Raw genomic sequence first — 25,296 nt, forward strand, 5'->3', positions numbered from 1 at the left:
GGGCAGATGGTCGTGCCCGTCCTGGTGGCGCGCTCACCCGTCAGATGGTGGCCTCGGCCTTTTCGGGCAGGGACACGCTTCGCTGGGCAAACCGTGGTGCCGAGGCCGGTTATGCGGCGGAGGGGGCTGTGGGGGCCTATGGTGGGTCGGAAATCCTGATGTTCGAGTAATTGGCGGGGATATGTCCGACGCGACGGAGCGCGCGCCGTCCTTGGTCGCCGACCGGTACCGGCTTGACGAGCTCATCGGCAGCGGGCCCATCGGCGAGGTATGGCGGGGGTACGACACGCGGGCCGACTGGGTCGTGGCCGTGAAGGTGCTCGGCGGCAAGGCGGCCGGTGCCGCCACGCGGGAGCGGCTCAGGCGGCATGCTCAGGCCGTGGCCAAGGTGATCCATCCGAACGTGGCCATGGTGCTGGACGTCGGCGAGCACGATGGGGCGCCGTTCCTGGTGATGGAGTACCTCACCGGGCTCTCGCTGGGGGAGGAACTGGCCGCGGGCGGGCCCATGAAGATCGTCGACGTGTGTGATCTCATCGGGCAGGCGTCGGCCGGGCTCGACGCCGCGCACCGGGCCGGGGTGGTGCACGGGGAGATCGATCCCGACAGCTTCCGGAGGGCCGGGAGCGGGGTGCTCAAGGTCGTCGGGTTCGGGCTCGGTGACGAGGAGCCGTCCGCGATCGACGGCCGGTACACGGCACCCGAGCGGGCCGCCGGGGGGAAGGCGCAGGCTGCCGGGGACGTGTACGCGCTCGGGTGCGTCTGCTATGAGCTGCTCGCCGGCCGTCCGCCTTTCGAAGCGCGGGAGCGCGCTGCCGGGACCACTCCCCACGGGGGCGCCGGGGCGGCCGATGGCGTTTCCACGGAGGCCGATGGTGGCGCCGCTGCGGGGGATGGAACGCCTGTGCCGCCTAGCGCGTACCGGGCCGAGGTGCCCGCCGAGCTGGATCGGCTCGTGCTGGCCATGATCGCAGAGGATCCGGCGGCACGGCCGTCCAGTGGTGAGGCGATCCGGCGGTCGCTGGCCGCCATCGCCCGGCCGCGCGTCCACCCCGGCGCGACGCCTGTCACCGGCGCCGCCTTCCGCGACGGCGTGGTGACCGGGCCCGCGCGGTCCGCGGGCGGTGCAGGGGCGGCGGGTGCCGCGCACGGCGGCGGGCCGGTGGCGCCCGGGCCGGGAGCCGTCGCGGGGCACGGGGCCACCGAGGTATACCCGCTGGCCGGACCAGGCGGGCTCGGGTCAGGTGGCACCGGGCCGGATGCCGGTGGGCCGTTCGGCACCGGGCGGGATGGTGCGGCGCGGGCCGGTGACACCGCCGTATACCAGGCCGGGGACCTGGAGGCGGAGCGGCCGTCCAACCGGAAGCTCTTCGTGCAGCTCGGCGTGGCCGTGGCGGCCATCGTGGCGGTGACGGTGGCCATGGTCATGTGGGCCGGAGGCCCGGAGAACCCCGTTGCGGTGACCACGCCGAGCGCCGCGCCCACCGTGTCCTCGCAGCCCAGCGAGACCCCGGACCTGGACACCGGCCCGTCCCCCGGCACGGTGATCACAACCCTGCCTGACACCGACCCGCCCGGCTCCCTTCGCGAGACGCCGCCCGCCAAGGCGACCCTCGGGACGGAGATCCCGCCGGGCGGATGGCGTACGTGGCTGGGGAGATTCGATGAGGCGGTGTCGCTGCAGGAGGGCTCCGGCGGGATCAACCCACAGGTCGCCGCCAAGGCCCGCGAGAAGATCCTGAAGGCCAACAGGAAACTCGACGAGGGAAAGCCGGACGCGACGCTCGACCAGATCGCGGAGGTGTACCGCGACCTGCAGCGCGCCCAGCAGAAGGGGGACATGGAGCCGTTCGGGCCGTTGGCGGAGTTCATGAACGAATGGCGGCTGCCGGAGAGGTGAGCGCCATTGCGGGCGTACATTGGCGAAGTGTCCTTTGACTACCCGGCGCGCCGGGCCCGGCTGGCCGCGCTCCTGCCCGACCACGAGGTCCACGCCCTGCTCGTCACCTCGCCGGTCAACGTCCAGTACCTGACGGGCCTGGCCAGCTCGAACGCGGCGGTGCTGGTCAGGGCCGACGGGTCGGCGCTCCTGGCGACCGACAACCGCTACATCGACAAGGCCAGGACGCTGGACGTGCCGGTGGTCGAGGCGCCGGACGTGGCGGGCACGCTCGCCGAGCCGGGCGCCGGGATCGAGGCGGCGATCATGAGCGTGGCCACGTACCGGCGGCTGGGCGAAGGGCTGGTGCCGCTGGGCCCGGTGGTGGAGGTGCTGCGGGCGGCCAAGGACGACGGTGAGCTGGAGCTGCTCCGTACGGCCTGCGCGATCACCGACCAGGCATTCGCCGATATATCAGGAAAAATCATCCCTGGCATCACCGAACGCGACCTCGCCCGGCTCCTCGAGAACCGCATGATCGAGCTGGGCGCCGACAAGCCCGCGTTCGACACGATCGTCGCCGCGGGCGAGAACGGCGCGACACCGCACCACGCCCCCACGGACCGGCCGTTGCGCGCCGGCGACCTGGTGACCATGGACTTCGGCGCCCGATACCAGGGCTACCACGCCGACATGACGAGGACCGTCAGCCTCGGCCCGCCCGCCGCCTGGCAGCGCGAGGTCTACGACCTGGTCGCCCAGGCGCAGCGCGCGGGCCGGCAGGCGCTCGCCCCCGGCGCCGAGTCCAGGGACGTGGACGCGGCCGCCCGCACCGTCATCGAGGACGCGGGCTACGGCGACCGCTTCAGGCACGGTCTGGGTCACGGCGTCGGCTTGGAGATCCACGAGGAGCCGTTCCTGGGCCCCGCGCGGACCGGTAGACTTGAGGATCGAGTTCCGATCACCGTCGAGCCTGGGGTCTACCTTCCAGGCCGGGGAGGGGTTCGCATCGAGGACACCCTCGTGACACGTGAGGGCGGACCGGAACTTTTCACGAAGACGACCAAGGAGCTGCTCGTCCTTTAGAGCGGCCACACGTGGGAGAAGAACGAGTGGCGACGACCAACGACCTCAAGAACGGCATGGTGCTGAAGCTCGACGGCGGTGAGCTCTGGGCCGTTGTGGAGTTCCAGCACGTCAAGCCGGGCAAGGGCGGCGCGTTCGTGCGCACCAAGCTCAAGAACGTGCTCTCCGGCAAGGTCGTCGACAAGACCTTCAACGCCGGCGTCAAGGTCGACGTGGCCAACGTCGACAAGCGCGAGATGCAGTATTCGTACAAGGACGGCGACGACTTCGTGTTCATGGACACCGAGACCTACGACATGGTCAACGTGCCCAGCGCCACGGTCGGCACCGCCGCCAACTACATGCTGGAGAACACCCTGGCCACGGTGGCCTTCAACGAGGGCGCCGCGCTCTACGTGGACCTGCCCGCCGCCGTCGAGCTGACCATCGCCAACACCGAGCCGGGCCTGCAGGGCGACCGCTCCACCGGCGGCACCAAGCCCGCCACGCTGGAGACCGGCGCCGAGATCAAGGTCCCGCTGTTCATCACCACCGGCGAAAAGGTCAAGGTCGACACCCGCAGCGGCGAATACCTCGGCCGGGCCTGAGGTGTCGGCACGCGGCAAAGCACGCAGGCGGGCACTCGACATCCTCTTCGAGGCCGAGCTGCGCGGCGAGGATCCGCTGAAGATCCTCGCCGAGCGCGTGGAGCGGCAGGAACCCCCGGTGAACGAATACACCTCGACCATCGTCGAGGGCGTCGCCAGGCACCACGCGCGCATCGACGAGCTGCTCACCACCTACGCCGAGGGGTGGACGCTCGACCGCATGCCCGCCGTCGACCGCAACTTGCTGCGCGGGGGCACGTACGAGCTGTTGTGGATGCCCGGCGTGCCCGAGGGCGTGGTCATCAGCGAGTGGGTGCACCTGGCGGGGGAGCTCTCGACCGACGAGTCCCCGCAGTTCGTCAACGGACTGCTGGCCCGGTTCAAGCAACTCAAGCCAAGCCTCACCCTTTAGACACCCTTTTGGGCGGGCCAGAGCCGCGCGTTCGGGGTACGTTCCAACCACGCCGGCCTGCACGGCTTGCGCAGGCGAGGGACGTGTACCGTCACGCGGTCAGGCGTCCGGCGCCGTCACGGCGGAGCCTGGCCGTGTGATGAGGAAGTCCGAGCCGCACGGAGAAGTGGCGCGTCACCAGCCGCGACGCGCCCCTTTTCTGTTTGTGCGAGCATCCACCCCATGGTGACCGAAGACGACGTCCGCCGGATCGCCCTGGCGCTGCCCGAGACGGGCGAGAAGACCATGTACGGCACCCCCGCCTTCTACGTGCGCGGCAAGTGGTTCGCCAGGATGGGGGAAGACGGCGACCTCCTGGTGCTGCCGGTGGCGAGCGAGGAGGAGAAGGCCGGACTGCTCGCGGCCGAGCCCGCCACGTTCTGCACCACTCCGCACTACGACGGGTACGCCGTCGTGCTGGTGCGGCTCGGCGCGGTGGACGCCGAGGAGCTGGGCGAGCTGCTGGCGGACGCGTGGCGGCTGCGCGCCCCGAAACGGCTGGCGGCCGACTACGACGGCTAGGTGCACTGCCGCCGGCGGGGAGCGGGGGATCATGTCCACGGCGTAGGCTGGGCCACGTCCGCGAAGGAGCCGTCCGCGAAGCAGCAGTTCGCGGGGGAGAGGGAGGCGAGCCGACGTTGCGTGCTGAAGGCGTCACGAGGACCCCGGCGGTGCGGACCGCCGTCGTCTGGGACGCGCTGCGGTCGGTGCTGGCCGAGCGGACGGCGGCCACGGGCCGCGAGACGCTCGACATCGTCGACGCCGGCGGCGGCACCGGCGGGTTCGCCGTGCCGCTGGCCGCGCGCGGCCACACCGTCACCGTCGTCGACCCCAGCCCCGACTCGCTGGCCGCGCTGGAGCGCCGGGCCAAGGAGAAGGGCGTGGGCGTCAGCGCCCTGCAGGGCGACGCCGCCGACCTGGGCGAGCTGCTCAACCGCGACAGCACCGATCTGGTGTTGTGCCACAGCGTGCTGGAATACGTCGAGGACCCCATCAGCGCGCTGACCGCCGTCGCGGGCGTGCTGCGCAGGGGTGGCGCGGTCAGTGTCCTGGCCGCCAACCCGGTCGCCAGCGCCATCCACCGGGCTCTGGTCGGCCACTTCGACGAGGCACGCGCGGTGCTGGACGACCCGGCCGGCAGCTGGGGCGACCGTGACCCCACGCCCCGGCGGTTCACGGCCGAGACCCTCGAGGAGTTGCTGATCGCGACCGGGTTCGCCGTCGGCGCCATCCACGGGGTGCGGGTCTTCGCCGACCTGGTGCCGAGCAGGCTCGTGGACGGGGAGCCCGGCGCCGCCGAGGCTCTCGTGGCGCTGGAGCAGGCCGCCGCGACCCATCCCGTGCTCAGGGACATCGCGACGCAGCTGCACGTCCTCGGGCACAGGGCCTGACCCCCCTCGTTATCGAATTCATGTTCGGATAGAATTGGCGGCGTGTCTCGCAAGCAGATCACCGGCATCGGCCCCGCTCCGCGGACCGGGGTCGATGACAGCGGCTGCCCGATCCTGCACGTCGACATGGACGCCTTCTTCGCCAGCGTCGAGCTGCTCGAGCGCCCGGAGCTGCGCGGCCGCCCGGTGATCGTGGGCTCGCCCGCCGGGCGCGGCGTCGTGCTCAGCGCCACCTACGAGGCCAGGGCCTTCGGCGTGCATTCCGCGATGCCGATGAGCAGGGCACGCCGGCTGTGCCCGCAGGCCACGATCATCCCGCCCGGTCACGGGAAATACTCCGAGGTCTCCAAGGGCGTCATGGAGATCTTCCACGCGATCACCCCGCTGGTCGAGCCGATCGCGTCCGACGAGGCGTTCCTCGACGTCGGCGGCGCCAGGCGGCGGCTCGGCCCGCCCGCGGCCGTCGCCGCCATGATCAGGGAGCAGGTTCTCGACCGTTACGGCATCACTTGCTCCGTGGGCGTGGCCAGCAGCAAATTCGTGGCAAAGCTCGCCTCGAAGCAGTGCAAGCCCGACGGGCTGCTGGTGGTGCCCGCCGATCAGGTCGTGGACTTCCTCCATCCGCTGCCCGTGTCGGCCCTGTGGGGGGTCGGTGAGCGCACCGAGCAGTCCCTCGTACGCCTCGGCATCCGCACCGTGGGCGATCTGGCCAGAGTGCCTCCCGCGACGCTCCAGCGCGAGCTGGGCCACGCCGCGGGCGGTCACCTGGCGGCGCTGGCGTGGGGGCGCGACGAGCGGCCCGTCAGCTCCCACGTGCCCGACAAGAGCATCGGCAACGAGGAGACGTTCGCCACAGATGTCGACGACCCCGAGATGATCAGGCGGGAGCTGCTGCGCCTGTCCGAGCGGGTGGCCGCCAGGATGCGTAAGGGCGGACACGTGGGAAGAACTGTAAGTGTGAAGCTACGCCGAGCCGATTTCACCACGATCACCCGCTCGCGGACGCTACGCGAGGCGACGGACGTGGCCCAGGTGATTTACGCCACGGCCTGTGAGCTCTACCGGGCCGCGGGACTGGAGCGGGTGCGGCTGCGCCTGGTGGGGGTCAGGATGGAGAACCTGCGGCCCGCCGAGGAGGCCACCCATCAGCTGGGCTTGGGCGAGCGGGAGACCGGCTGGCGCGAGGCCGAGCAGGCCATGGACAAGGCGATCCGAAGATTCGGTCCCGATGCGGTGCTCCCGGCGTCGCTTGTACGTGGCAAGCTTGATGAAATAGAGACATAACGCTGATGTCCGGACTTTGTGGCGCGTCGGTGTCACGATTTTGGGGGAAGGGGGGCGAGATGGGCCACAATGGAGCCATGACGTCACCTCCGGTTTGGTCTGCGTTGGACGTTTGCTTTCGCCTACGTCTACAGCCTCGTATTCTGGGGATAACCGACCGCGAGGTTCGGACACCCCGTGTCGTCCGTTGCCGTCTTCCCCGTCCTGGGGCCGTCCTTGGGAGGCGCCGTGCCGCTCTCTGAGCACGAGCAGCGCTTGCTCGACCAGATCGAGCAGGCCCTCTACGCCGAGGACCCGAAGTGGGCCAACACCGTAAGGATCAGTGATCCGCGCAGCCATTACAAGCGTCGTCTGATCAAGGCCATCATCGGCTTTGCTCTGGGCGTCGTCGTCATGATGGTCGGCGTCGTGATGAGCGGCAGCGCTCTGATCCCGCTCGGCGTCGGCGGTTTCGTGGTCATGCTCGCCGCGTGTCTGTGGGGCCTGTCCAGTTGGAAACGCATGAATGGGTTCGGCGACTCCGCGCCGGCCCCCGGCACGGCGGCCCCACCGGGCAAGCAGGCCCGCCGGGGCAACCGGGGCAACCGGGGCACCTTCATGGAACGCATGGAAGAGCGCTGGCGCCGCCGCCACGACGAACGCTGAGCGGGCCGCTCCGACGGCCGGCCCGGCCGCGACGGCGTCCCGCCCCACCGGCGGGACACCGGGCCGGGTCCCCCTAGGGACGACCCGCGGGCGCCATGCCCGGATAGAGAGATTAGACCCAGGCCGGCGTGCCTGGGTCTAACGACGACTCGCGACGCCGAGGCTCGCCGTCCCCGGACGGGCCCAGGCGTCGCGTTCGCGTCCCTGGACCCGGAGACGGTTCGGGGGCGCATCCGTTTCTGGCGACCCGAGCCGGGCCCCTGGCCGTTTCGCATCCGTGGGCCTGGAGACCGCCCGCGGTGTCTCGCAACCGTGATCCTGGAGACCGCCCGCGGTGTCTCGCAACCGTGATCCTGGAGACCGCCCTCGGCGTCTCGCAACCGTGAGCCCGGAGACCGCCCTGGACTCCCCGCATCCGCGAGCCCGAGGGCGGGAGCGTCGTGTTCCTGTCGGGAGGACCCGGCGGCGTCGGTGACGTCCTACGCGGGCCAGGGCCACGGACGACCGGCACCGCTCGGGGGTGGTGAGCCCCCCGGAAGCGGGTTCCTGAAGCGGAGGCGTCCCGGACAGGGCGTCCTGGTCAACGCGCCGCCGCGGCCGCGAGGGACGCGGCGATCGGGCACCGGCACCGTGGCGTCCCGGAAACGACGGAGCGTGCGTCCATCCCCCTCGGGGACGGACGCACGCTCCTTTCGCTGCGCCCCTCAGGAGCCCTTCTGGGCCGCCGTCCGCCGCAGCCTGATGGTCTCCAGCAGGTCGAACCCGTCGAGCAGGCGCTCCCCGACACCCCGCAGCCCGCGCAACGTCGACGGGGGCAGCAGCACCGCCCGCACCCGCCGCCCGCGCGACACCGTGGCCGCCAGCGCCTGCCGCACCGTACGCAGGTCCTTCTTCAAGGGCCCGATCCGGCCGGGGTCACGGGCGAACAACACCCGCTCGACCGACGACGCGATGGCGGACACGGCCGCCGCCGACGCGGCGTCGAACTCGTACTGCTGGGTCAGCCGCCGTGCGAGCGCCCGCGGGGTCTCGCTGGGCTCGCGGGCCATGCCGTAGTCGTACAGGATGTCGTCCAGTTCGGCCCAGGCCGCGGCGACCGACGGATGCCGGCCCACCGTCCCCTCGCCCGACACGATCCTGGCCGTCAGCTCGTCCGACGGCTGCGACACCTTCCAGCCCAGCGTGCGCACGCGCCGGTTCCTGGTGATCAGCCGCACGCCCGCGGGGATCAGCAGGACGAGGAGCAGCGCTCCGGCGCCGATGCCGATCTTGGCGATCAGCGGCATCGACTCCTCCTCCGGCAGGGTGCCCGAGTTGAGCTGGGCCTCCCGGTCGAGCGCGCGGGGGTTCTGCCGCTCCGCCGGGTCGAGCGCGTCGTCGGTGGCCGTGGAGCTGGTGGCTCCCGGCGTCGGCGCCGAGGACGAGTTCGTCGGGGTGGGCGCGGGCTGCGTGTACGCGGGCACCCGCGCGCTGCCCTGGCCGAGCACCCCCGCCGGAGTCGGCTCGAACGGCAGCCAGCCCACGCCCTCGAAGTACAGTTCGGGCCAGGAGTGGGAGTCGCTCGTGCTGACCTCCCACCGGTTGCCGATCTTCGTGCCGCCGGTGTAGCCGATCACCACCCGCGACGGGATGCCGACCAGCCTGGCCAGCACCGCCATCGACGCGGCGAACTGCTCGCAGTAGCCCGCCCGGTCACGCAGCAGGAAGTCCCGCAGCGCCGAGCTGCCGTGCCCCTGCGTGCGCAGGGTGTAGGTGAAGCCTCCGGTCTTGGTGAAGAACTGCTGGAGCTTCACCGCCGCGTCGTAATCCGACGTGGCGCCCGCGGTCTCCTTGCCGGCCAGGTCCTTGATCTCGGGATCGATGTTCTCGGGCAGCCTCAGATAACGCTGGTCCACCGCGTCCGCGTTGCCGTCCAGCGTCTCCAGCAGGTCCGCGGTCGGCTCCGGCTCGCTGGTGGCCACGTCGTACTCCAGCCCCGCGGCCTCGTCGCGGGTGGAGAAGACCATCAGCGAGCTGACGTCGGCCCGCCAGTCGCCGTCCACCCGGATCTCCCTGGGCGGGTACGGCAGCGGCAGGAACTTCAGGTCATCGACCTCGTCGCTGATCTGGATGTTGGTCTGCACATTGTTGATCTTCGGATTCCCGGTGAGCCCGGGCGGCGGCGGCAGGGGGCCGTTGTCCGTCCTGTTGTCGGGAGACCCCTTCGGCTGCGTCATGCCGAACTGCTGGCCGTCGAACGTGTCCAGCGCGTAGATCCGCAGATAACGTGGTTTGTCGTCGTTGTTGGCGTAGGTGAGGACCGTCTGCCGCTCCGGCAGGTCCAGCTGACCCTTCAGGTGCGCGATCGGGTTGGGGATGCTGATCGAGTTGCCCCGGCCCCCCGTACCGCTGCCGCCCACGCCGAACTGGAAGAACGACACCGGCTCCATCGCCGGCAGCAGCGCCGGCACCAGCACGGCCAGCACGATCGCGGCGAACCCGATCCGCTTGCCGGACAGCCGCAGACCGCTGGTGTCGGCGGAGGCCCGCGGACCGTTCGCGGACGGCGCGGCCGCGATGCGCGTGCGGCGCACCAGCACCGCCCGGCCCCAGTGGCCCACCCGCTCGCGCCCGTCGGCGATCAGCAGGCCGACGAAGCCGAGCGCGGCGATGATGAACGCCGGCCAGCTGATCGGATCGGGCAGAATCGTCGCCGGGACCGTGGCCAGCGCCAGCAGCGGCAGCCCGGCCAGCGCCGCCCGCCGCAGCCGCGCGGCGAACAGGTCCACGGCGATCGCGATGAGCGCCACCCCGCCGGCGGTCAGCAGCGTGATGCCGTCCGTCGTGGGCACGGGCGCGGCGAACCGCTGGATGTCGGTCCACCCGACGCCGAGCAGCCGGCCCAGCTCCACCACCGACCCCTTGGTCGGCACGAACACCGCCCACGCCTTCTCGGCGGCGAACGACGCGGTCAGGTAGATCCACGTCGCGGCCACGCCCAGGAGTGTCGCCGCCCACGCCGGCAGCGACAGCCGGCTGCTCACCAGGCCCGCCGCCACCACCGCGAGCACGGCGCCCAGCGACGACCAGAACCACGTCCCGCCCTCGAAGAGCGGGTAGAGCAGCAGGGCCGCGGTGAACGCGGCCACGCCCGAGGCGATCGTCAGTCTCATGCGGCACCTCCCGCGGGATTGACCACGTACCTGCCGCGGTTGGCGGCGTCCTGCCAGACCGACGCGATCGAGGTGCCGGCGGGCAGCCGGACGATGCGCCAGCCGTATCCGGCCAGAACGGTCTGCGCGGCCTGGTGGTTCTCCGCCGTCTCCGCGTCGCCGCCGTCCCACGTGCCCACGTCGAGCAGGACCGCCACCCCGGTGATGCCGCTGTGCCGCAGCCGTGCCAGTTCCCTTGCCTCCTCCGCGTCCAGCGCGCCGAGCACGGCCACGATCAGCCCGTCGCCGCCGCCCTGGCGCAGGGCGGACACGCCCATCTCCAGGGAGCGGGCCGGGCTGTGCCGTACCACGGCCAGGGTGTCGAGCAGCGAGTAGCTCAGGCCGGTGTCCGTCAGGTGCTCAGGGCCCTGGTCGGTCACCAGCCGCAGGCCCAGGCCCTCACGGGCGAGGTGCACGCCGATGGAGGCCGCGGCCGAGACCGCCACCTCGAACGACGAGCGCGGCCCCTCGCCGCGGTGCGCGTGCCTGCGGGTGTCGAGCAGGAGCGCGCCGCGGCTCTGCCACTGCTGCTCCTCGCGGCGCACCATCAGCTCGCCGCGGCGGGCCGTCGAGCGCCAGTGCACCCGCCGCAGGTCGTCGCCCTGCCGGTACTCGCGCGGCGCCACGTCGTCGTCGCCCGCGGCGGCCACGCTCCTGGTACGGCTGTCGCCGCCGCCCGTCCACTCGCCCGACAGCCGTACGTGCGGCAGCGCCGCCACGTGCGGCGTCACCACGAGCGTGTCGCTGATCGTGAACGAGCGGGTCAGCTCCACCAGCCCGAACGGGTCGGCGATGCGGATCGACAGCGGACCGATCGTGTAGCGGCCGCGCAGGTCCGAGCGCACCCGGTAGTCGATCTCCCGCACGCCCCGCGGCTCGACCCGGTCCAGGACGAACCTGGGCCGCACGCCCAGCGCGTACGGGACGGTGTCCTCGATGAGCAGCAGTCCGGTCGGCAGCCTGGTGACGTTCTCCAGCCGCAGGGTCACGGTGGACTCGCCACCCACTTCGGCCCTGGGCGGGTCGAGCCGCCTGGCGCAGCTGAGCCGGTAGCGGGTCCGCGCCACCACCATCGCGGCCAGCAGCGGCAGCGCCGTCACCAGCACCCCGATCCTGAACAGGTCGTTCTCGCCAAGGAAGACCGCCATCACCAGCGCCGCGATCCCGGAGGCGAGGAACGATCTGCCCCTGCTGGTCAGCGCCCGCAGCCCGGCCCTCACCGCGCCTCGCTCAACCCGTGCCGTTGATGGATGTCCTCGCTTCGCTGCGGATCCATCAACGGCCTCTGGTCTCCGGCACCGGCACGCGCCTGATCAGGTCGGTCACCACCTGCTCCGGCAGGCGGCGCTGGCCCTGGGCCTCGACGCTGGGCAGCAGCCGGTGCGCCAGCACGGGGACGGCCAGGTCCTGCAGGTCGTCGGGAATGACGTAGTCGCGTCCCGCCAGTGCCGCGTGCGCCCTGGCCGCCCTGACCAGCTGCAGCGTGGACCGGGGCGAGGCGCCCAGCCGCAGGTCGGGGGAGTGCCGGGTGGCCACGACCAGGTCGATGGCGTATTTCTTGACCGCCTGCGAGACATAGACGCCGCGTACGGCCTCGATCAGCGTGCGCACCTCCGACGTGGTGGCCACCGGCTGCAGCTTGTCCAGCGGCGAGGTCCCGCCGTGCACGTCGAGCATCTCCAGCTCGGCCGTCGGCTCCGGGTAGCCCATGGCGACCCTGGCGGTGAAGCGGTCGCGCTGCGCCTCGGGCAGGGGATAGGTGCCTTCCATCTCGATCGGGTTCTGGGTGGCGATCACCATGAACGGCGAGTCGAGCTGGTACGTCACCCCGTCCACCGTGACCTGGTGCTCCTCCATGCACTCCAGCAGCGCGGACTGGGTCTTGGGGGAGGCGCGGTTGATCTCGTCGCCCACGACGATGTTCGCGAAGACGGGTCCCGGCTTGAACTCGAACTCCCGGGTCTGCTGGTTGTACGCGCTCACGCCGGTGATGTCGCTCGGCAGCAGGTCGGGGGTGAACTGAACCCGGCGGACCGGACAATCGATGGAACGAGCCAGCGCCTTGGCCAGCATGGTCTTGCCCACTCCTGGGACGTCCTCGATCAGGAGGTGGCCCTCGGCGAGCAGGACGGTCAGCGTGAGGCGGACGGCGTCACTCTTGCCCTCGATCACCGATTCGATCGCTTCCCGGATCCGGTGGGCTGTGGTGACCAGCTCGTCGAGCTGGGGAGGGACGTCATGGGTTACTGCCACCAGGCCTCCATCAGAAGTGCGACGGCTGTCCCGGGCTGCATTGCGGGAGCCATGCCATTCCTTTTCATTGTGGTTACGACCCTACGACGCTGTGGGTTCTCGAGCGACATTTGTGGATATTCCAGCGAACCTGGGCGATGTTCCCGTTCTTGTCGCATCCCCGTGCGAATCCTGTGACAGAGCTCCCTCGATCCGCTCCACTTTCCTCCACCGGCACCACCGCGAAGGGCCGGGGCCCCTATTTCTTCGATCTTTTGAACCCTCGACACGCCCATGAGGGTTGACCGCACCCCCGCCGCCCTCCACTCTCCTCCATCGCGCTGACCTGCGGTAACGCAACGGAAACCAGTGATGAAGACGGTTCGAATCAGTTGACGGTGGGGAGAAGTGGAGTATGGTGGTGCGCAGTGGAGAGCCCGGTGCGCCAGCGCTGAGCGCTTCGCAAGGCACGGGAGGTGGGGCCGGTGTTCCTCGGCACCCATCAACCGCGTCTGGACGACAAGGGACGGCTGTTCCTGCCGGCTAAGTACCGTGAGGAGCTGGCGGAGGGTCTTGTGATCACCAAAGGCCAGGAGCGATGCCTCTACGTCTTTCCCGTGGAGGAGTTCCAGCGCATTACCGAGGCTCTCAGCACCGCCCCGGTCACCGCCAAGGCGGTGCGTGACTACAGCCGCGTCTTCTTCGCCAGCGCGTCCGACGAGAAGCCAGACAAACAAGGACGCATCACGATCCCGCAGAGCCTGCGTCAATACGCCGGTCTGGAGCGTGACTGCGTTGTCATCGGGGCCAACACCCGGCTGGAGATCTGGGACGCGGGGGCTTGGGACACCTACCTCAGCCAACAGGAGCAGGCGTTCGCCGATCTGTCGGAGGAGGTGCTGCCAGGGATCTTGTAGGAGTCACGGTCGATCCGTCGGTGATGTCGTTCGGCGAGGTCTCCACCCGCAACCACTGTCCGCCAACTGATGCACCTTCCCCGGTGTCAGAGGGCAGACGTCCACGAAGAGGGTGCGGATGGGGACCTGGCCGGGCGGCGCCGGGTGGGGACCCAGGAATGACCACGATCGACCGATAACCGCGTCATCCGCGAGCAAGGGCGCGAGAGGGGGGTTTGGAGATGGACGACAACGTCGGCACCGGCGGTCACGTTCCGGTGATGCTCGAGCGCGTTCTGGAGCTGCTCGGTCCCGCGCTGTCCGGGCCGGCGCCGGTCGTCGTCGACGCCAACCTCGGCCTCGGCGGCCACTCGGAGGCCCTGCTCGCCGCCTACCCGGCGCTGCACCTGATCGGGATCGACCGCGACCCGTTCGCGATCGAGTTCTCGGCCCGCAGGCTGAGCCCGTACGCAGGACGGATCACCCTGGTCCACGCCTCCTCCGGTGAGATGGCCGAGATCCTCGCCCGATCGGGGCACAGGACGGTCAACGGAGTGCTGTTCGACCTGGGGGTCTCCTCGCCGCAACTGGACGAGGCCGAGCGCGGGTTCGCCTATTCCTACGACGCGCCTCTCGACATGCGGATGGACACGGAGCAGGAGCTGACGGCGGAGACGGTGGTCAACACCTACTCGCACGCGGAGCTGACCCGGATCCTGCGCGACTACGGCGAGGAACGATTCGCTCCGCGTGTCGCGAACCTGATCATCAAGGAACGGGCTAAAGAGGCAATAACCTCGACGAAGCGGCTAGCGGACATCGTTCGCGAGGCGATTCCCGCCGCAACTCGGCGCACCGGGGGAAACCCCGCCAAGAGGACTTTTCAGGCGCTGCGCATCGAGGTGAACGCGGAGCTGACCGCCCTGGAGGTGGCGCTTCCGGCGGCGCTCGACGCACTGGCGCTGGGTGGGCGGGTCGTCGTGCTCTCGTACCACTCACTCGAGGACCGGCTCACCAAGCAGGCCCTCACGGCGCGAACCAGGGACACCAGCCCCCCCGGGCTGCCCGTCCCGCTGGAGGCTCATCAGCCCAGGTTCCGCATGCTGACGAGGGGAGCAGAGCTCCCAAGCGAAGAAGAGCTCGCCCGCAACCCGCGGGCGGCCTCTGCCCGGCTACGGGCGGCAGAGAGGATCCGTGTTGACGACTGAGCAGGAGACCGGCCGGGGTGCGGCCGCCCGTCGCGCGGTGCCCAAGACGGGCACGCGCCGGTACGCGGCGCCGCACCAGTCCAAGCCGCGGCCCCGTCCTGACACGCGCCCCGACACCGGCGCCAAGCGCGCCCCCGTCGGCGGGCAGAGCGCCGCGGAAGAGCTGCGGACCGGCGCGGAGAGCGCGCGCGAGGCGCGGGCGAGCGCCCGTCCCGTGCCGCGGCCGCGTCCCGCGCGCCGCCAGCGCACGCCGTTCGTGCTGCTCGTCGTCGGGCTGATGTCCGGCGGCCTGGTCAGCCTGCTGCTGCTCAACACCATGCTGGCCCAGGACACCATCACTGACGCGACCCTGCGCGAGGAGATCGCAGTGGCGCGGCGGGAGAACGAGAAGCTCGAGCAGGAATATCAGCTCAAGACGCAGCCCGACGCGATCGCCAAGCTGGCCGAGCAGCAGGGGCAGCAGCCCGACTGGGACAACGTCAACGGCTGGACCAGCGCCGGTGACCGGGTCGGCCAGGTGGACACGGAGCGGTGAGGGACTCAGGCGGCAGGGGACAGGGTCCCGGCCGCGGTGCTGGCGGCGCCGGCTCTCAAGGAGGGCCCGGCGCCGTTCGCCGTACGCCGGGCGGCCCGGGACGGGCAGGGCGCCAAGGCGGCTCTGCCCGTTCAGAGGGGGCGGGCCGCCCGGCGTCGCCGGAGAACCCGCCGCGCCAGCCACGCAAGCGGCCCGATCCCCTGGACCTGCCGTTCGGGCACGACGACGCCTTCCGCGGCCGCTCCCCGCAGGACCCGGCGGACGGCGAATCCGGGGACGCTCGCCGCCCCGACGCCGGCCGCCCCCGCTCGGCGGGCTCCGACCGGGCCCGGCGGGACGGGACCGGCGGTTCCGGGCGCGCCCGCCGGGACGACGACCGACCCCGCTCCCAGGACGACGGCACCCGCATGCGCGGTGACGGCACACGCGCCCGGGGCGACGGCACGCGTGCCCGGCGTGATGGCACACCTGACCGGGGCGATGGCACGCGTGCTCGGCGTGATGGCACACCTGACCGGCGTGATGGCACACGTGCCCGAGGTGACGGCACGCGTGTCCGGCGCGACGGCACACGTGCTCCGGGTGAGAGCGCGCGCGTCCAGAGGGACGGCGCGCGCGGCCGGGCGGGAGACGACGGGCCTCGAGCGCGCCCCCGCGGTGCCGCCGGCGACGACGGAGGCGTACGCAGGCGGCCGCGCGAAGAGGGCGATCGCGCGAGGAGCCGCGACGCAGGCGGCCGTCCCCGTCCTCCGTCCCCTGGACGGGACGACCGGCTCCGAGGCCGCGTTCAAGGGGGCGACGAGCGGGTGCGCGGACGCGGGGACGGCCCGCCGTCCGACACGACGGCGGGCCGTCCCCGGGCCCGCCGCGCCGGCACGCGGCCGGACGCCGAAGACCCCCGCCGCCGCGACATACGTGACGACGACCCGCGGAGCCGGTCCCGGCAGGATGACGACCCGCGGAGCCGGTCCCGGCAGGATGACGACCCGCGGAGCCGGTCTCCGCAAGATGACGGACTCCGGCGCCGGGGCGGGCCGGAGGACGGCCTGCGCGGTCGTGACAGGCATGGAGACGGGCCGCTGCGCCGGGCGCAGACCGGGGGTTCCCGGTCCGAGCAGGTGCGCGGTCGTGAGCGGGTGGCGGTGCGCCGCGGCGGAGACGTACCGCCACCCAGCGGCCCGGGGCGGCGGCCCCCCACGCCGCCGCGCCCGCCGAGGCCACCCCTGGTGCTGCGGCTGGGCAGCCCGCGCAGGCGCATCAACATCGGCCTGATCGGCATGACGTTCGTGCTGTCGATCTTCGCCGGCCGGCTGATCCAGATGCAGGGCCTGGACTCCAAGGTCTACGAGGCCGCCGCCGCGGACCAGCGCCAGCACACCGAGACCATCCCCGCCAAACGTGGCTCGATCACCGACGTCAACGGCCACGATCTGGCCGTGACCGTCGAGGCCCGGGAGTTGTCGATCGACCCGTCCAAGATCAGCGCCGACGTTCGCGGGAAGGTCGCCACGATCCTGGCCAGGCAACTCGGCAAGAGCGAGCAGGACATGGCCGCCAAACTGGCCAGAACGGATACCCGCTACCAGCGCCTGGCCACGGACGTCGACCCTGTCGTGGCCACCCGCCTGCTGCAGGCGGGCGTGCCGGCGTTGTCGGCCAAGAAGACCTACCGCAGGCTCTACCCGGCGGGCGACTTGGCGGGCAGCCTCATCGGCTTCGTCGGCGACGAGGGCAGCGGCCTGGCCGGCATGGAGCAGGCCAGGAACACGGTGCTGGCCGGCCGGGACGGCAAGCAACGTGTCGAGACCGGCCGCGATGGCCAGCGCATCCCGATGACCAGCAGCCAGCGCACCGCCCCCATGGACGGCCAGGACATACGGCTGACCATCGACCGTGACATCCAATGGGCCGCCCAGAAGTCGATCCGCGAGCAGGTCCAGAAGTCCGGCGCGGACAGCGGCAGCGTGATCGTCATGGACGTCCAGACCGCCCAGATCGTCGCCATGGCCAACGCCCCCGAGCTCGACCTGAACAACTGGCGCAAGTCCCCGCAGTCCAGCCAGATCAACAAGGCCGCCGCCGACGTGTTCGAGCCCGGCAGCACCAACAAGGTGATCACCGCCGCCGCCGCGCTCGAGGCCCGTGCCGTGACCCCCGACACCGTGTTCCATGTGCCCGACCGGATCAGGTGCGCCGACCAGGTGCTGAAGGACGCCCACGCGCACGCGGCGGAGTCGATGACGTTCCGCCAGGCGATGGCCCAGTCCAGCAACGTGGCCACGATCATGGCCGCGCGCAAGGTCGGCAGCGCGCGCCTGTACCAGATGCTGAAGGCGTTCGGCTTCGGCACCGCGCCGGGCGGCGGCGTGCCCGGCGCCGAGGCGGGTCTGCTGCCCGACTACAGGAAGTGGTCGGGCAGCCAGAGCTGCACCGTCGCCTACGGCCAGGGCGTGTCGGTGACGGCGTTGCAGATGGCCAGCGTCTACCAGACCATCGCCAACGGAGGCGTCAAGGTCGAGCCGCAGATCGTCGCGGGGACCACGGACAGCTCGGGGAGGTTCGTGCCCGCTCCCGCTGGTAAGCACACCAGAGTGGTGAGCCAGACGACGGCGAAGGAGATCGCGACGATGCTGGAGAGCGCGGTGGGCGAGGAGGGCACCGGCCACCTGGCCGCCATTCCCGGCTACCGGGTGGCGGGCAAGACGGGCACGGCCAACCGTTACGACGCCGAACTGGGTCGTTACGACGGCTACACTGCCTCCTTCGCGGGGTTCAGCCCCGCGGACAAGCCCAGGCTGGTGGTGCTGTCGGTGCTGCAGAACCCGAAGAACGGCCACTTCGGCGGGCAGTTGGCGGCCCCGGTGTTCAAGGATGTGATGACGTTCGCCATCAAGAGCAAGAAGATTCCTCCCACAGGCTCCGTCGCGGCGCCGGTGCGTACGCGCGCGGGACAGTGACCAGGGAAGGTACGCTGCCGCCGTGCGTCCCCCGTCGTCTATGCGTCCAACGACCAATCCGCCCCGCCCGCTGACCGGGCTGGCGACCATGCTCGATGCCGATTCGGGCAGCTCGCGCTCGCCACACGCCGCTCTGACCGGCGTCACCATCGACTCCCGCGACGTCAGACGCGGGGATCTCTACGTGGCGCTGCCCGGCAGCCGCGCCCACGGCGCGGCTTTCGCCCCCGAGGCGATGGCCGGCGGCGCGGTGGCCGTCCTCACCGATAGGGAGGGCCGCGAGGCGGCCGTCGCCACCGGGCTGCCCGTGCTGATCGTGCCCGACCCGCGCGCCCTGCTCGGACAGATCTCCGCCTGGGTGTACGGGCAGCCGGCCCACGACATCCAGATCCTCGGCGTGACCGGCACCAGCGGCAAGTCCACCACCACGTTCATGCTGGATGCGGGCCTGCGGGCCGCCGGGCACCGGACGGGCCTGGTGGGCGGCGTCGAGATCCACGCGGGCGACCTGCGCTTCCAGCCGACGCTGACCACGCCGGAGGCGTCGGTGCTGCACGGCCTGTTCGCGCTGATGCGCGAGGAGGGCGTCGGCGCGGCCGCCATGGAGGTCTCCAGCCACGCGCTCGCCCTCGGCAGGATCGACGGCGTCTACTACGACGTGGCCCTGTTCACCAACCTGTCCCAGGACCACCTCGACTTCCACAAGGACTTCGAGGACTACTTCGCCACCAAGGTGCGGCTGTTCCAGCCGGAGCTGAGCCGGATCGGCGTGACCAACATCGACGACCGCTACGGCCGCGAGCTGCTGGACCTGGCGAAGGTGCCGATGACGACGTTCTCGGCGCAGGGCGACCCGGAGGCCGCCTGGCGGGCGCTGGAGGTCAGGCTCGGCGCCGACGGCAGCGCGTTCCGGGTGGTCGGGCCGGGCGGGGTCGAGGCCGACGCGCAGATCGCGCTGCCGGGGCCGTTCAACGTCGCCAACGCGCTCGGAGCCATCGTCACGCTGGTCGAGGCCGGGGTGCCGCTCCAGACCGCCGTGCACGGCGTCGGCACGCTCACCGGCGTGCCGGGGCGCATGCAGCGCATCACGACCGCCGACGACGAGTTCCAGGCGATCGTGGACTACTCCCACAAGCCGGGTGCCGTGGAGTCGGTGCTGCGGTCGCTGCGTACCGTCACCGCGGGCAGGCTCGTGATCGTGCTCGGCTGCGGCGGCGACCGCGACAAGGGCAAAAGGCCCATCATGGGTGAGATCGCCGCGCAGTTGGCAGATGTGGCCATTTTCACGAGCGACAATCCCCGCTCGGAGGATCCGCTCGCCATCCTCGCGACGATGATGGAGGGAGCGCTCCGCGTTCCGCAGCACGACCGCGCTCATGTGATCATTGAGCCCGACCGCGCGGCCGCCATCGGCCTGGCGATCGCCGGCGCCGGGCGCGGCGACGTGATCGTCGTGGCAGGCAAGGGTCACGAGCAGGGCCAATACATATCAGGCGAGGTGATCCCCTTCGACGACCGGGAGATGGTCGCCGAGGCGATCGACGCACGCAAGGAAAGCAGGAAGCACTAATGATCCCGTTGCCTCTGGCCAGGATCGCCGAGATAACATCGGGCGCCCTGTCGGGCATGGCCGATCCCCGCGCGGTGGTGCGCGGGCCCGTCGTGATCGACTCGCGGGCCGTAGAACCGGGATCGCTGTTCGTCGCCTTCAGGGGCGCGCGGGTCGACGGTCACGACTACGCCGCGCAGGCGATCCGGGCCGGAGCCGTCGCCATCCTGGCCACCCGGCCGGTCGAGGCGCCCGCGGTGATCGTGCCCGACGCCGCCGCCGCGCTGGCCGAGCTGGCCGCCGCCCAGGTCGCCGCGCTGCCCGACGCCACCGTGATCGGCGTGACCGGCTCGGCGGGCAAGACCACGACCAAGGACCTGCTGGCCAGGATCACCGGCCGGATCGGACCCACCATCGCCCCCATGGGCAGCTTCAACAACGAGCTCGGCCACCCGCTGACCGTGCTGCGCGCCGACGCCGGCACCCGGTTCATGGTGCTGGAGCTGGCCGCGCGCAACCTCGGCCACATCAAGGACCTGACCCGCATCGCGCCGCCGCAGATCGGCGTGGTGCTCAACGTCGGCACCGCGCACCTGGGCGTGTTCGGCGGCAAGGAGGCCATCGCCAAGGCCAAGGGCGAGCTGGTGGAGGCGCTGCCGCGCACCGGCGTGGCCGTGCTCAACGCCGACGACCCGTACGTGCGGGAGATGGCCTCGCGCACCGACGCGCGGGTCACGTACTTCGGGCGGGGCGAGGACGCGGCGATCCGGGCCGAGAACGTCGTGGTGGACGTCCGCGGGCGGGCCTCGTTCACGCTGCGCACCCCGTCGGGGTCCGCGCACGTGTCCCTGAAGCTGTACGGGGCGCACGCGGTCGAGAACGCGCTTGCGGCCGCGGCGGCCGGATATGAGCTCGGGCTGCCCGTCGCCACCATCGCCGAGGAGCTGTCGCAGGCCACGCCGCGCAGCCGGTGGCGGATGGAGGTCACCGACCGGGCCGACGGGGTGACGGTGATCAATGACGCGTACAACGCCAATCCGGACTCCATGCGGGCCGCGTTCGAGACGTTCGAGGTGCTGGGCCGCGGGCGGCGGCGCTTCGCCGTCATCGCGGCGCTCCGGGAGCTGGGCGACGAAGGGCCCGCGCTGAACGCCGAACTGGGCCGCCTGGCCGGCAGCGCCGGTCTTGCCGGTCTCATCGTGGCCGGCCCGGACGCCGAACCGGTCCTGCAGGGGGCCCACGCCGCCGCCCAGGCCGCCACCACCGCGCCAGGCGTGCCGCACGGCCCCGTCACCCCGGTCTCGGGCCCGCAGCCCGTTCCCGGCCCTCAGGGACCCGGAGCCCCTTCGCCGGTGGCGCCCCCGCCGGGCGCGCAGGCGCCCGGCCCGCAGGAGGGTGCCCAGGACGTCTGGCAGGCACCCGACGCCGGTGTGCCGCAGCAGCCGCAGGGCGGGCAGGAGCCGCAGCAGGCGTGGCAGCCGCCTTCGGGTGGTGCAGGACCGTTCGGAGGGCCGCTTGGTGGGGGAGGGGCGCATCCGACGCGGATCGTGCACGTGCCCGACGCCGAGGCGGCCGCGGCCGAGCTGAACCGGTGGCTGCGCCCCGGTGACGCGGTGCTGATCAAGGGGCCGAGGGCGATGGGCCTGGAGCGGACCGCCGAGCTCCTGCTCGGGGGTGCCGCCCAGTGATCAACATTGTCATCGCCGGCGCGATCGGGCTGGTCCTGTCGATGCTGGGCACCCCGCTGGCGATCAGGCTGTTCTCGCGGCGCGGCTACGGCCAGCAGATCCGCGAGGAGGGCGTTCAGGCCCACCACGGCAAGCGGGGCACCCCCACCATGGGTGGCACGGTGTTCGTGCTGGCCGCGCTGTTCGCCTACGGCGCTTCCCACGCGGCCACGCTCACCCCGCCGACCGTGTCGGGCATGCTGGTGCTGTTCCTCATGACGGGGCTCGGCGCGGTCGGGTTCCTCGACGACTTCATCAAGATCTACAAGCAGCGCAGCCTCGGCCTGCGCAGCGGCGCCAAGGCGCTCGGCCAGCTCATCGTCGGCGCGGTCTTCGCGTTCCTGGTGGTCCGCCAGCCGAACGTCTACGGCATCACCCCCGCCGAGACCCGTCTGTCGTTCCTTCGCGACTTCGGCCCCCCGTCGATCGGCCTGGCCGGGTTCACCATCTGGGTACTCATCATGATCGTCGGCTTCTCCAACGCGGTCAACCTCACCGACGGCCTGGACGGCCTGGCCAGCGGCGCGGCCGGGGTGGTGCTGGGAGCGTACGTGCTGATCGGCAACTGGCAGCTGCGCAACAACTGCATCGACCAGCTCGGCCCCAACTGCTACTGGGTACGAGATCCGCTCGACCTCGCCGTGGTGGCCGCCGCCGTGCTCGGGGCGCTCATCGGCTTCCTGTGGTGGAACGCCCCGCCCGCCCGGATCTTCATGGGTGACACCGGCTCGCTGGCCCTGGGCGGCGTGCTGGCGGGGCTGGCCATCGCCACACGCACCCAGCTGCTGCTGATCATCCTCGCCGGCCTGTGCGTGATCATCACGATGTCGGTGATCATTCAGGTCGGGTTCTTCAAGATGACCGGCAAACGGGTGTTCAGGATGGCGCCGCTGCAGCACCACTTCGAGCTGAAGGGCTGGGCGGAGACCACGATCGTGGTCCGCTTCTGGCTCATCGCGATGCTCTGCGCGGCGCTCGGGCTCGGGCTGTTCTATGTCGAATGGATGCCCAGATGAGCGTGACCTGCGTCGCCGGGCTCGGTGTGTCCGGCACCGCCGTGGCCAGGGCGCTGGCCGAGCGCGGCGAGCGGGTCGTGGTCGTGGAGTCCGTGGCGGGGGAGCCGCAGCTGGCCGCCGCGGCCGAGCTGGCCAGGCTCGGCGTCGAGACCCGGTTCGGGGAGATGACGCTGCCCGAGGGCGCCGCCCGGCTGGTCACCACCGGCTGGGCGCCGCACCATCCGCTCATCGCCGCGGCCGCGGAGGCCGGGGTCGACGTCGTGGGCGAGGTGGAGCTGGCCTGGCGGCTGCGCCCGGCCCAGGCCGCCCCGTGGCTGGCGCTGACCGGCACCAACGGCAAGACCACCGCCGTCCGCATGCTCACCTCCATCCTCCTCGCCGCCGGGCACAAGGCCCTGGCCGTGGGCAACGTGGGCGTTCCCGTGGTGCGGGCCGTCTGCGAGCCGTACGACGTGCTGGCGGTCGAGCTGTCCAGCTTCCAGCTGCACTGGTCGAGCACGCTGGCACCGCACGCCGCGGCCATCCTGAACGTCGCCCCCGACCACCTCGACTGGCACGGCTCCATGGAGGCGTACGCCGCCGCCAAGGGCCGCATCTACGAGCGCGCCGGCACCGTGATCTTCAACGCCGACGACCCCGAGGCGACCCGGCTGGCCGCGCCCTACCCGGGGGCCGTCGGGTTCACGCTCAGGGTGCCCAAGAGCGGCGAGATCGGCGTGGTCGAGGACCTGCTGGTGGACCGGGCGTTCGTGGCCGACCCGGTGGAGGCGGCCGAGGAGCTGGCGACGCTCGAGGACGTGCGGCCGTTCGCGCCGCACAACGTGGCCAACGCGCTGGCCGCCGCCGCCCTGGCCCGCTCGCTCGGCGTGCCGTCGGAGGCGGTGGCGCGCGGCCTGCGGGACTTCACGCCCGACCCGCACCGCCTGTCCCACGTCGACAGGATCGGCGAGGTGGACTACGTCGACGACTCCAAGGCCACCAACCCGCACGCCGCCGCCGCGGCGCTGGCGTCGTACCCGTCGATCGTGTGGGTGGCGGGCGGCCAGCTCAAAGGCGCCGACGTCGACGACCTGGTACGCCAGGCCGCCCCCCGGCTGCGCGGCGCGGTGCTGCTCGGCGTCGATCGGGCCATGATCGCCGAAGCCATCGCGCGACACGCCCCGAATGTCCCCGTCGTGGACATCTCCGATCGGGACACTGGTGCGATGGACAGAGTCGTCACCGAAGCCGCCCGCCTGGCATCCCCAGGCGACACGGTGCTCCTCTCCCCGTCGGCGGCCTCCCTGGACATGTTCGCCGGCTATCCCGCGCGAGGGGAGGCCTTCGCCCGTGCCGTACGCGAGCTGAGGCGGCGGCGTGAGCACGACCGCTGAGGAGCGGCCGGGCGCCGCGAAGAGGCCGGGCGCCGCGAAGAGGCCGGGCAGCCCGTTCCCCGAGCAACTGGCCACGCTGAAGGAACTGCTCGAAAAGCCGCTGACCACCTACTACCTGATCATCATGTGCAGCGCGCTGCTGCTCGCGCTGGGCCTGATGATGGTGTTGTCGGCCTCCAGCATCGAGGCGCTGCAGAAGACCGGCAGCCCGTTCTCGTGGTTCATCAAGCAGTCGCTGTCGGCCGCGATCGGCCTGCCCCTCATGTACGCCTGCTCGCGCCTGCCGGTCAAGTTCTTCCGCTGGGCGGGCTACCCGGTGATGGCACTGTCGATCCTCGCGCTCGTCATGGTGCTGTTCATCGGCTCGTCCGAGCTGGGCGCGCAACGGTGGATCTACATCGGCCCGCTGACCATCCAGCCGTCGGAGCCCGCCAAGCTCGGGCTCGTGCTGTGGGGCGCCGACCTGCTGGCCAGACGGGCGCGGCAGGGCCGGATCGAGTGGCGGCAGCTGCTGATCCCGCTCATGCCGGGCACCGCGATCCTGGCCGTCCTCGTCATGCTGGGCCGCGACCTGGGCACCACGCTGGTGCTGTTCATGATCTTCCTGGCCCTGCTGTGGGTGGTGGGCGCGCCGGTCAAGCTGTTCGGCGGCATCATGGCGCTGGCGATGCTGGCCGCGATCATCATGATCAAGGTGGAGCCGTACCGGATGGCGCGCATCGGCGCCTTCCTCGACCCGTGGGCCGACGCGCAGGGCGCCGGCTACCAGGCCGTGCAGGGACAGATCGCGATGGGCTCGGGCAGCTGGTTCGGGCTCGGGCTCGGCAGCAGCCGGCAGAAGTGGAGCTGGCTGCCGCACGGCGAGAGCGACTTCATCTTCGCCATCGTCGGTGAGGAGCTCGGGCTGATGGGCACGCTGATGGTGGTGGCGCTGTTCGGGCTGCTGGGCTATGCCGGGTTGCGGGTCGCGGTGCGGGTCAACGATCCCTTCATCAGGCTGGCGGCCGCCGCCATGGTGGCCTGGATCGTCGGGCAGGCCACCGTCAACATGGGCGCGGTGCTCGGCGTGCTGCCGATCACCGGCATCCCCCTCCCGCTGGTCTCGTACGGGGGATCCGCGCTGCTGCCCACGCTCGCCGCGCTCGGCATGCTGTTGTCGTTCGCCAAGCGCGAGCCGGGGGCGCGGGAGGCGTTGGCGGCCCGTGGCCCCGGACCCGCCGCCCGGGCCCTAAGCTGGCTTGGCCTGGGAGGTACGACCAGACGCCGAGTGACACGTTAGGGAGTGACCG

General features: G+C 71.6%; 20 protein-coding genes and 1 pseudogene. 17 read left to right on the forward strand and 4 right to left on the reverse strand.

The annotated features are described in order from the left end of the window. The first annotated feature begins 181 nt into the window (after positions 1–181). The 8 genes from EDD27_RS09095 to EDD27_RS09130 all read left to right on the forward strand — a co-directional run bounded on the left by EDD27_RS09095 (position 182) and on the right by EDD27_RS09130 (position 7,323). A complete protein-coding gene (locus EDD27_RS09095; protein WP_127932001.1) occupies positions 182–1,900 on the forward strand; it encodes a serine/threonine-protein kinase in 1,719 nt (572 codons plus the stop codon). A 27-nt stretch (positions 1,901–1,927) separates the two neighbouring features. Continuing rightward, positions 1,928–2,965, forward strand: coding sequence for a M24 family metallopeptidase (locus EDD27_RS09100; protein WP_127932002.1), 1,038 nt, complete (start codon positions 1,928–1,930; stop codon positions 2,963–2,965). Between the two features lie 26 nt (positions 2,966–2,991). Continuing rightward, on the forward strand, positions 2,992–3,552 hold the full coding sequence (efp, locus tag EDD27_RS09105) for an elongation factor P (RefSeq protein WP_127932003.1): 561 nt from the start codon (positions 2,992–2,994) through the stop codon (positions 3,550–3,552). Between the two features lies 1 nt (position 3,553). Further along, positions 3,554–3,964, forward strand: coding sequence for a transcription antitermination factor NusB (nusB, locus tag EDD27_RS09110; protein WP_127932004.1), 411 nt, complete (start codon positions 3,554–3,556; stop codon positions 3,962–3,964). Between the two features lie 222 nt (positions 3,965–4,186). After that, entirely contained in the window at positions 4,187–4,525 is a 339-nt protein-coding gene (locus EDD27_RS09115; protein ID WP_127932005.1) for an MmcQ/YjbR family DNA-binding protein, read from the forward strand. 149 nt (positions 4,526–4,674) lie between these two features. Then, positions 4,675–5,394, forward strand: coding sequence for a methyltransferase domain-containing protein (locus EDD27_RS09120; protein WP_241563930.1), 720 nt, complete (start codon positions 4,675–4,677; stop codon positions 5,392–5,394). Positions 5,395–5,436: 42 nt separating this feature from the next. Continuing rightward, complete coding sequence (gene dinB, locus EDD27_RS09125; protein ID WP_127932007.1) at positions 5,437–6,678, forward strand: DNA polymerase IV; 1,242 nt, start codon at positions 5,437–5,439, stop codon at positions 6,676–6,678. Positions 6,679–6,906: 228 nt separating this feature from the next. Beyond that, positions 6,907–7,323, forward strand: a complete 417-nt coding sequence (locus EDD27_RS09130) for a DUF3040 domain-containing protein (protein WP_127940572.1) — start codon at positions 6,907–6,909, stop codon at positions 7,321–7,323. A gap of 704 nt (positions 7,324–8,027) precedes the next feature. Here EDD27_RS09130 and EDD27_RS09135 read toward each other — a convergent pair. From EDD27_RS09135 to EDD27_RS09145, 3 genes are read right to left on the reverse strand one after another with little or no spacing between them, the layout of a single operon-like run. After that, positions 8,028–10,475 (reverse strand): transglutaminase TgpA family protein, encoded by a 2,448-nt coding sequence (locus EDD27_RS09135; RefSeq protein WP_127932008.1) that lies wholly within the window; start codon positions 10,473–10,475, stop codon positions 8,028–8,030. Further along, a complete protein-coding gene (locus EDD27_RS09140) occupies positions 10,472–11,734 on the reverse strand; it encodes a DUF58 domain-containing protein (protein WP_127932009.1) in 1,263 nt (420 codons plus the stop codon). The genes EDD27_RS09135 and EDD27_RS09140 overlap by 4 nt, the downstream gene beginning before the upstream one ends. A 55-nt stretch (positions 11,735–11,789) precedes the next feature. After that, entirely contained in the window at positions 11,790–12,767 is a 978-nt protein-coding gene (locus EDD27_RS09145; RefSeq protein WP_127932010.1) for an AAA family ATPase, read from the reverse strand. A 464-nt stretch (positions 12,768–13,231) separates the two neighbouring features. Here EDD27_RS09145 and mraZ point away from each other — a divergent pair, with 464 nt between their 5' ends. The 3 genes from mraZ (at position 13,232) to EDD27_RS09160 (ending at position 15,385) form a co-directional block, all read left to right on the forward strand. Beyond that, complete coding sequence (mraZ, locus tag EDD27_RS09150) at positions 13,232–13,663, forward strand: division/cell wall cluster transcriptional repressor MraZ (protein WP_127932011.1); 432 nt, start codon at positions 13,232–13,234, stop codon at positions 13,661–13,663. Positions 13,664–13,884: 221 nt separating this feature from the next. Next, positions 13,885–14,850, forward strand: a complete 966-nt coding sequence (rsmH, locus tag EDD27_RS09155) for a 16S rRNA (cytosine(1402)-N(4))-methyltransferase RsmH (RefSeq protein ID WP_127932012.1) — start codon at positions 13,885–13,887, stop codon at positions 14,848–14,850. After that, positions 14,840–15,385, forward strand: a complete 546-nt coding sequence (locus tag EDD27_RS09160) for a hypothetical protein (RefSeq protein ID WP_127932013.1) — start codon at positions 14,840–14,842, stop codon at positions 15,383–15,385. The genes rsmH and EDD27_RS09160 overlap by 11 nt, the downstream gene beginning before the upstream one ends. A 131-nt stretch (positions 15,386–15,516) precedes the next feature. Here the strand turns inward: EDD27_RS09160 and EDD27_RS09165 are convergent, their stop codons facing one another. Then, positions 15,517–16,452, reverse strand: coding sequence for a hypothetical protein (locus EDD27_RS09165; protein ID WP_127932014.1), 936 nt, complete (start codon positions 16,450–16,452; stop codon positions 15,517–15,519). A 159-nt stretch (positions 16,453–16,611) separates the two neighbouring features. On the opposite strand from EDD27_RS09165, the gene EDD27_RS09170 reads away from it, so the two are divergent. The 6 genes and pseudogenes from EDD27_RS09170 (at position 16,612) to ftsW (ending at position 25,286) form a co-directional block, all read left to right on the forward strand. Then, on the forward strand, positions 16,612–18,342 hold the full coding sequence (locus EDD27_RS09170; RefSeq protein WP_479680941.1) for a peptidoglycan D,D-transpeptidase FtsI family protein: 1,731 nt from the start codon (positions 16,612–16,614) through the stop codon (positions 18,340–18,342). A 40-nt stretch (positions 18,343–18,382) separates the two neighbouring features. Further along, positions 18,383–19,912: a UDP-N-acetylmuramoyl-L-alanyl-D-glutamate--2,6-diaminopimelate ligase gene (locus tag EDD27_RS09175; RefSeq protein ID WP_127932015.1), complete on the forward strand. Its 1,530-nt coding sequence runs from the start codon at positions 18,383–18,385 to the stop codon at positions 19,910–19,912. After that, a pseudogene (locus EDD27_RS09180) lies at positions 19,912–21,174 on the forward strand (UDP-N-acetylmuramoyl-tripeptide--D-alanyl-D-alanine ligase); the annotation flags it as partial. The gene EDD27_RS09175 and the pseudogene EDD27_RS09180, both read left to right, overlap by 1 nt. 401 nt (positions 21,175–21,575) lie before the next feature. Further along, positions 21,576–22,634: a phospho-N-acetylmuramoyl-pentapeptide-transferase gene (gene mraY / locus EDD27_RS09190; protein ID WP_127932016.1), complete on the forward strand. Its 1,059-nt coding sequence runs from the start codon at positions 21,576–21,578 to the stop codon at positions 22,632–22,634. Continuing rightward, positions 22,631–24,007: a UDP-N-acetylmuramoyl-L-alanine--D-glutamate ligase gene (gene murD, locus EDD27_RS09195; protein WP_127932017.1), complete on the forward strand. Its 1,377-nt coding sequence runs from the start codon at positions 22,631–22,633 to the stop codon at positions 24,005–24,007. The genes mraY and murD overlap by 4 nt, the downstream gene beginning before the upstream one ends. Beyond that, a complete protein-coding gene (gene ftsW / locus EDD27_RS09200) occupies positions 23,991–25,286 on the forward strand; it encodes a putative lipid II flippase FtsW (RefSeq protein ID WP_421914984.1) in 1,296 nt (431 codons plus the stop codon). Before murD ends, ftsW begins: the two co-directional genes overlap by 17 nt. Positions 25,287–25,296: the final 10 nt, after the last annotated feature.

The organism is Nonomuraea polychroma, from assembly GCF_004011505.1.
GTDB classification, from domain to species: Bacteria; Actinomycetota; Actinomycetes; order Streptosporangiales; family Streptosporangiaceae; genus Nonomuraea; species Nonomuraea polychroma.

Coding starts and splice junctions, on each gene's coding strand:
- EDD27_RS09095 (WP_127932001.1), top strand. CDS start 182: ATGTCCGACGCGACGGAGCGCGCGCCGTCCTTGGTCGCCGACCGGTAC.
- murD (WP_127932017.1), top strand. CDS start 22,631: ATGAGCGTGACCTGCGTCGCCGGGCTCGGTGTGTCCGGCACCGCCGTG.
- EDD27_RS09135 (WP_127932008.1), bottom strand. CDS start 10,475: ATGAGACTGACGATCGCCTCGGGCGTGGCCGCGTTCACCGCGGCCCTG.
- EDD27_RS09165 (WP_127932014.1), bottom strand. CDS start 16,452: ATGCCTGTCACGACCGCGCAGGCCGTCCTCCGGCCCGCCCCGGCGCCG.
- EDD27_RS09115 (WP_127932005.1), top strand. CDS start 4,187: ATGGTGACCGAAGACGACGTCCGCCGGATCGCCCTGGCGCTGCCCGAG.
- EDD27_RS09175 (WP_127932015.1), top strand. CDS start 18,383: ATGCGTCCAACGACCAATCCGCCCCGCCCGCTGACCGGGCTGGCGACC.
- rsmH (WP_127932012.1), top strand. CDS start 13,885: ATGGACGACAACGTCGGCACCGGCGGTCACGTTCCGGTGATGCTCGAG.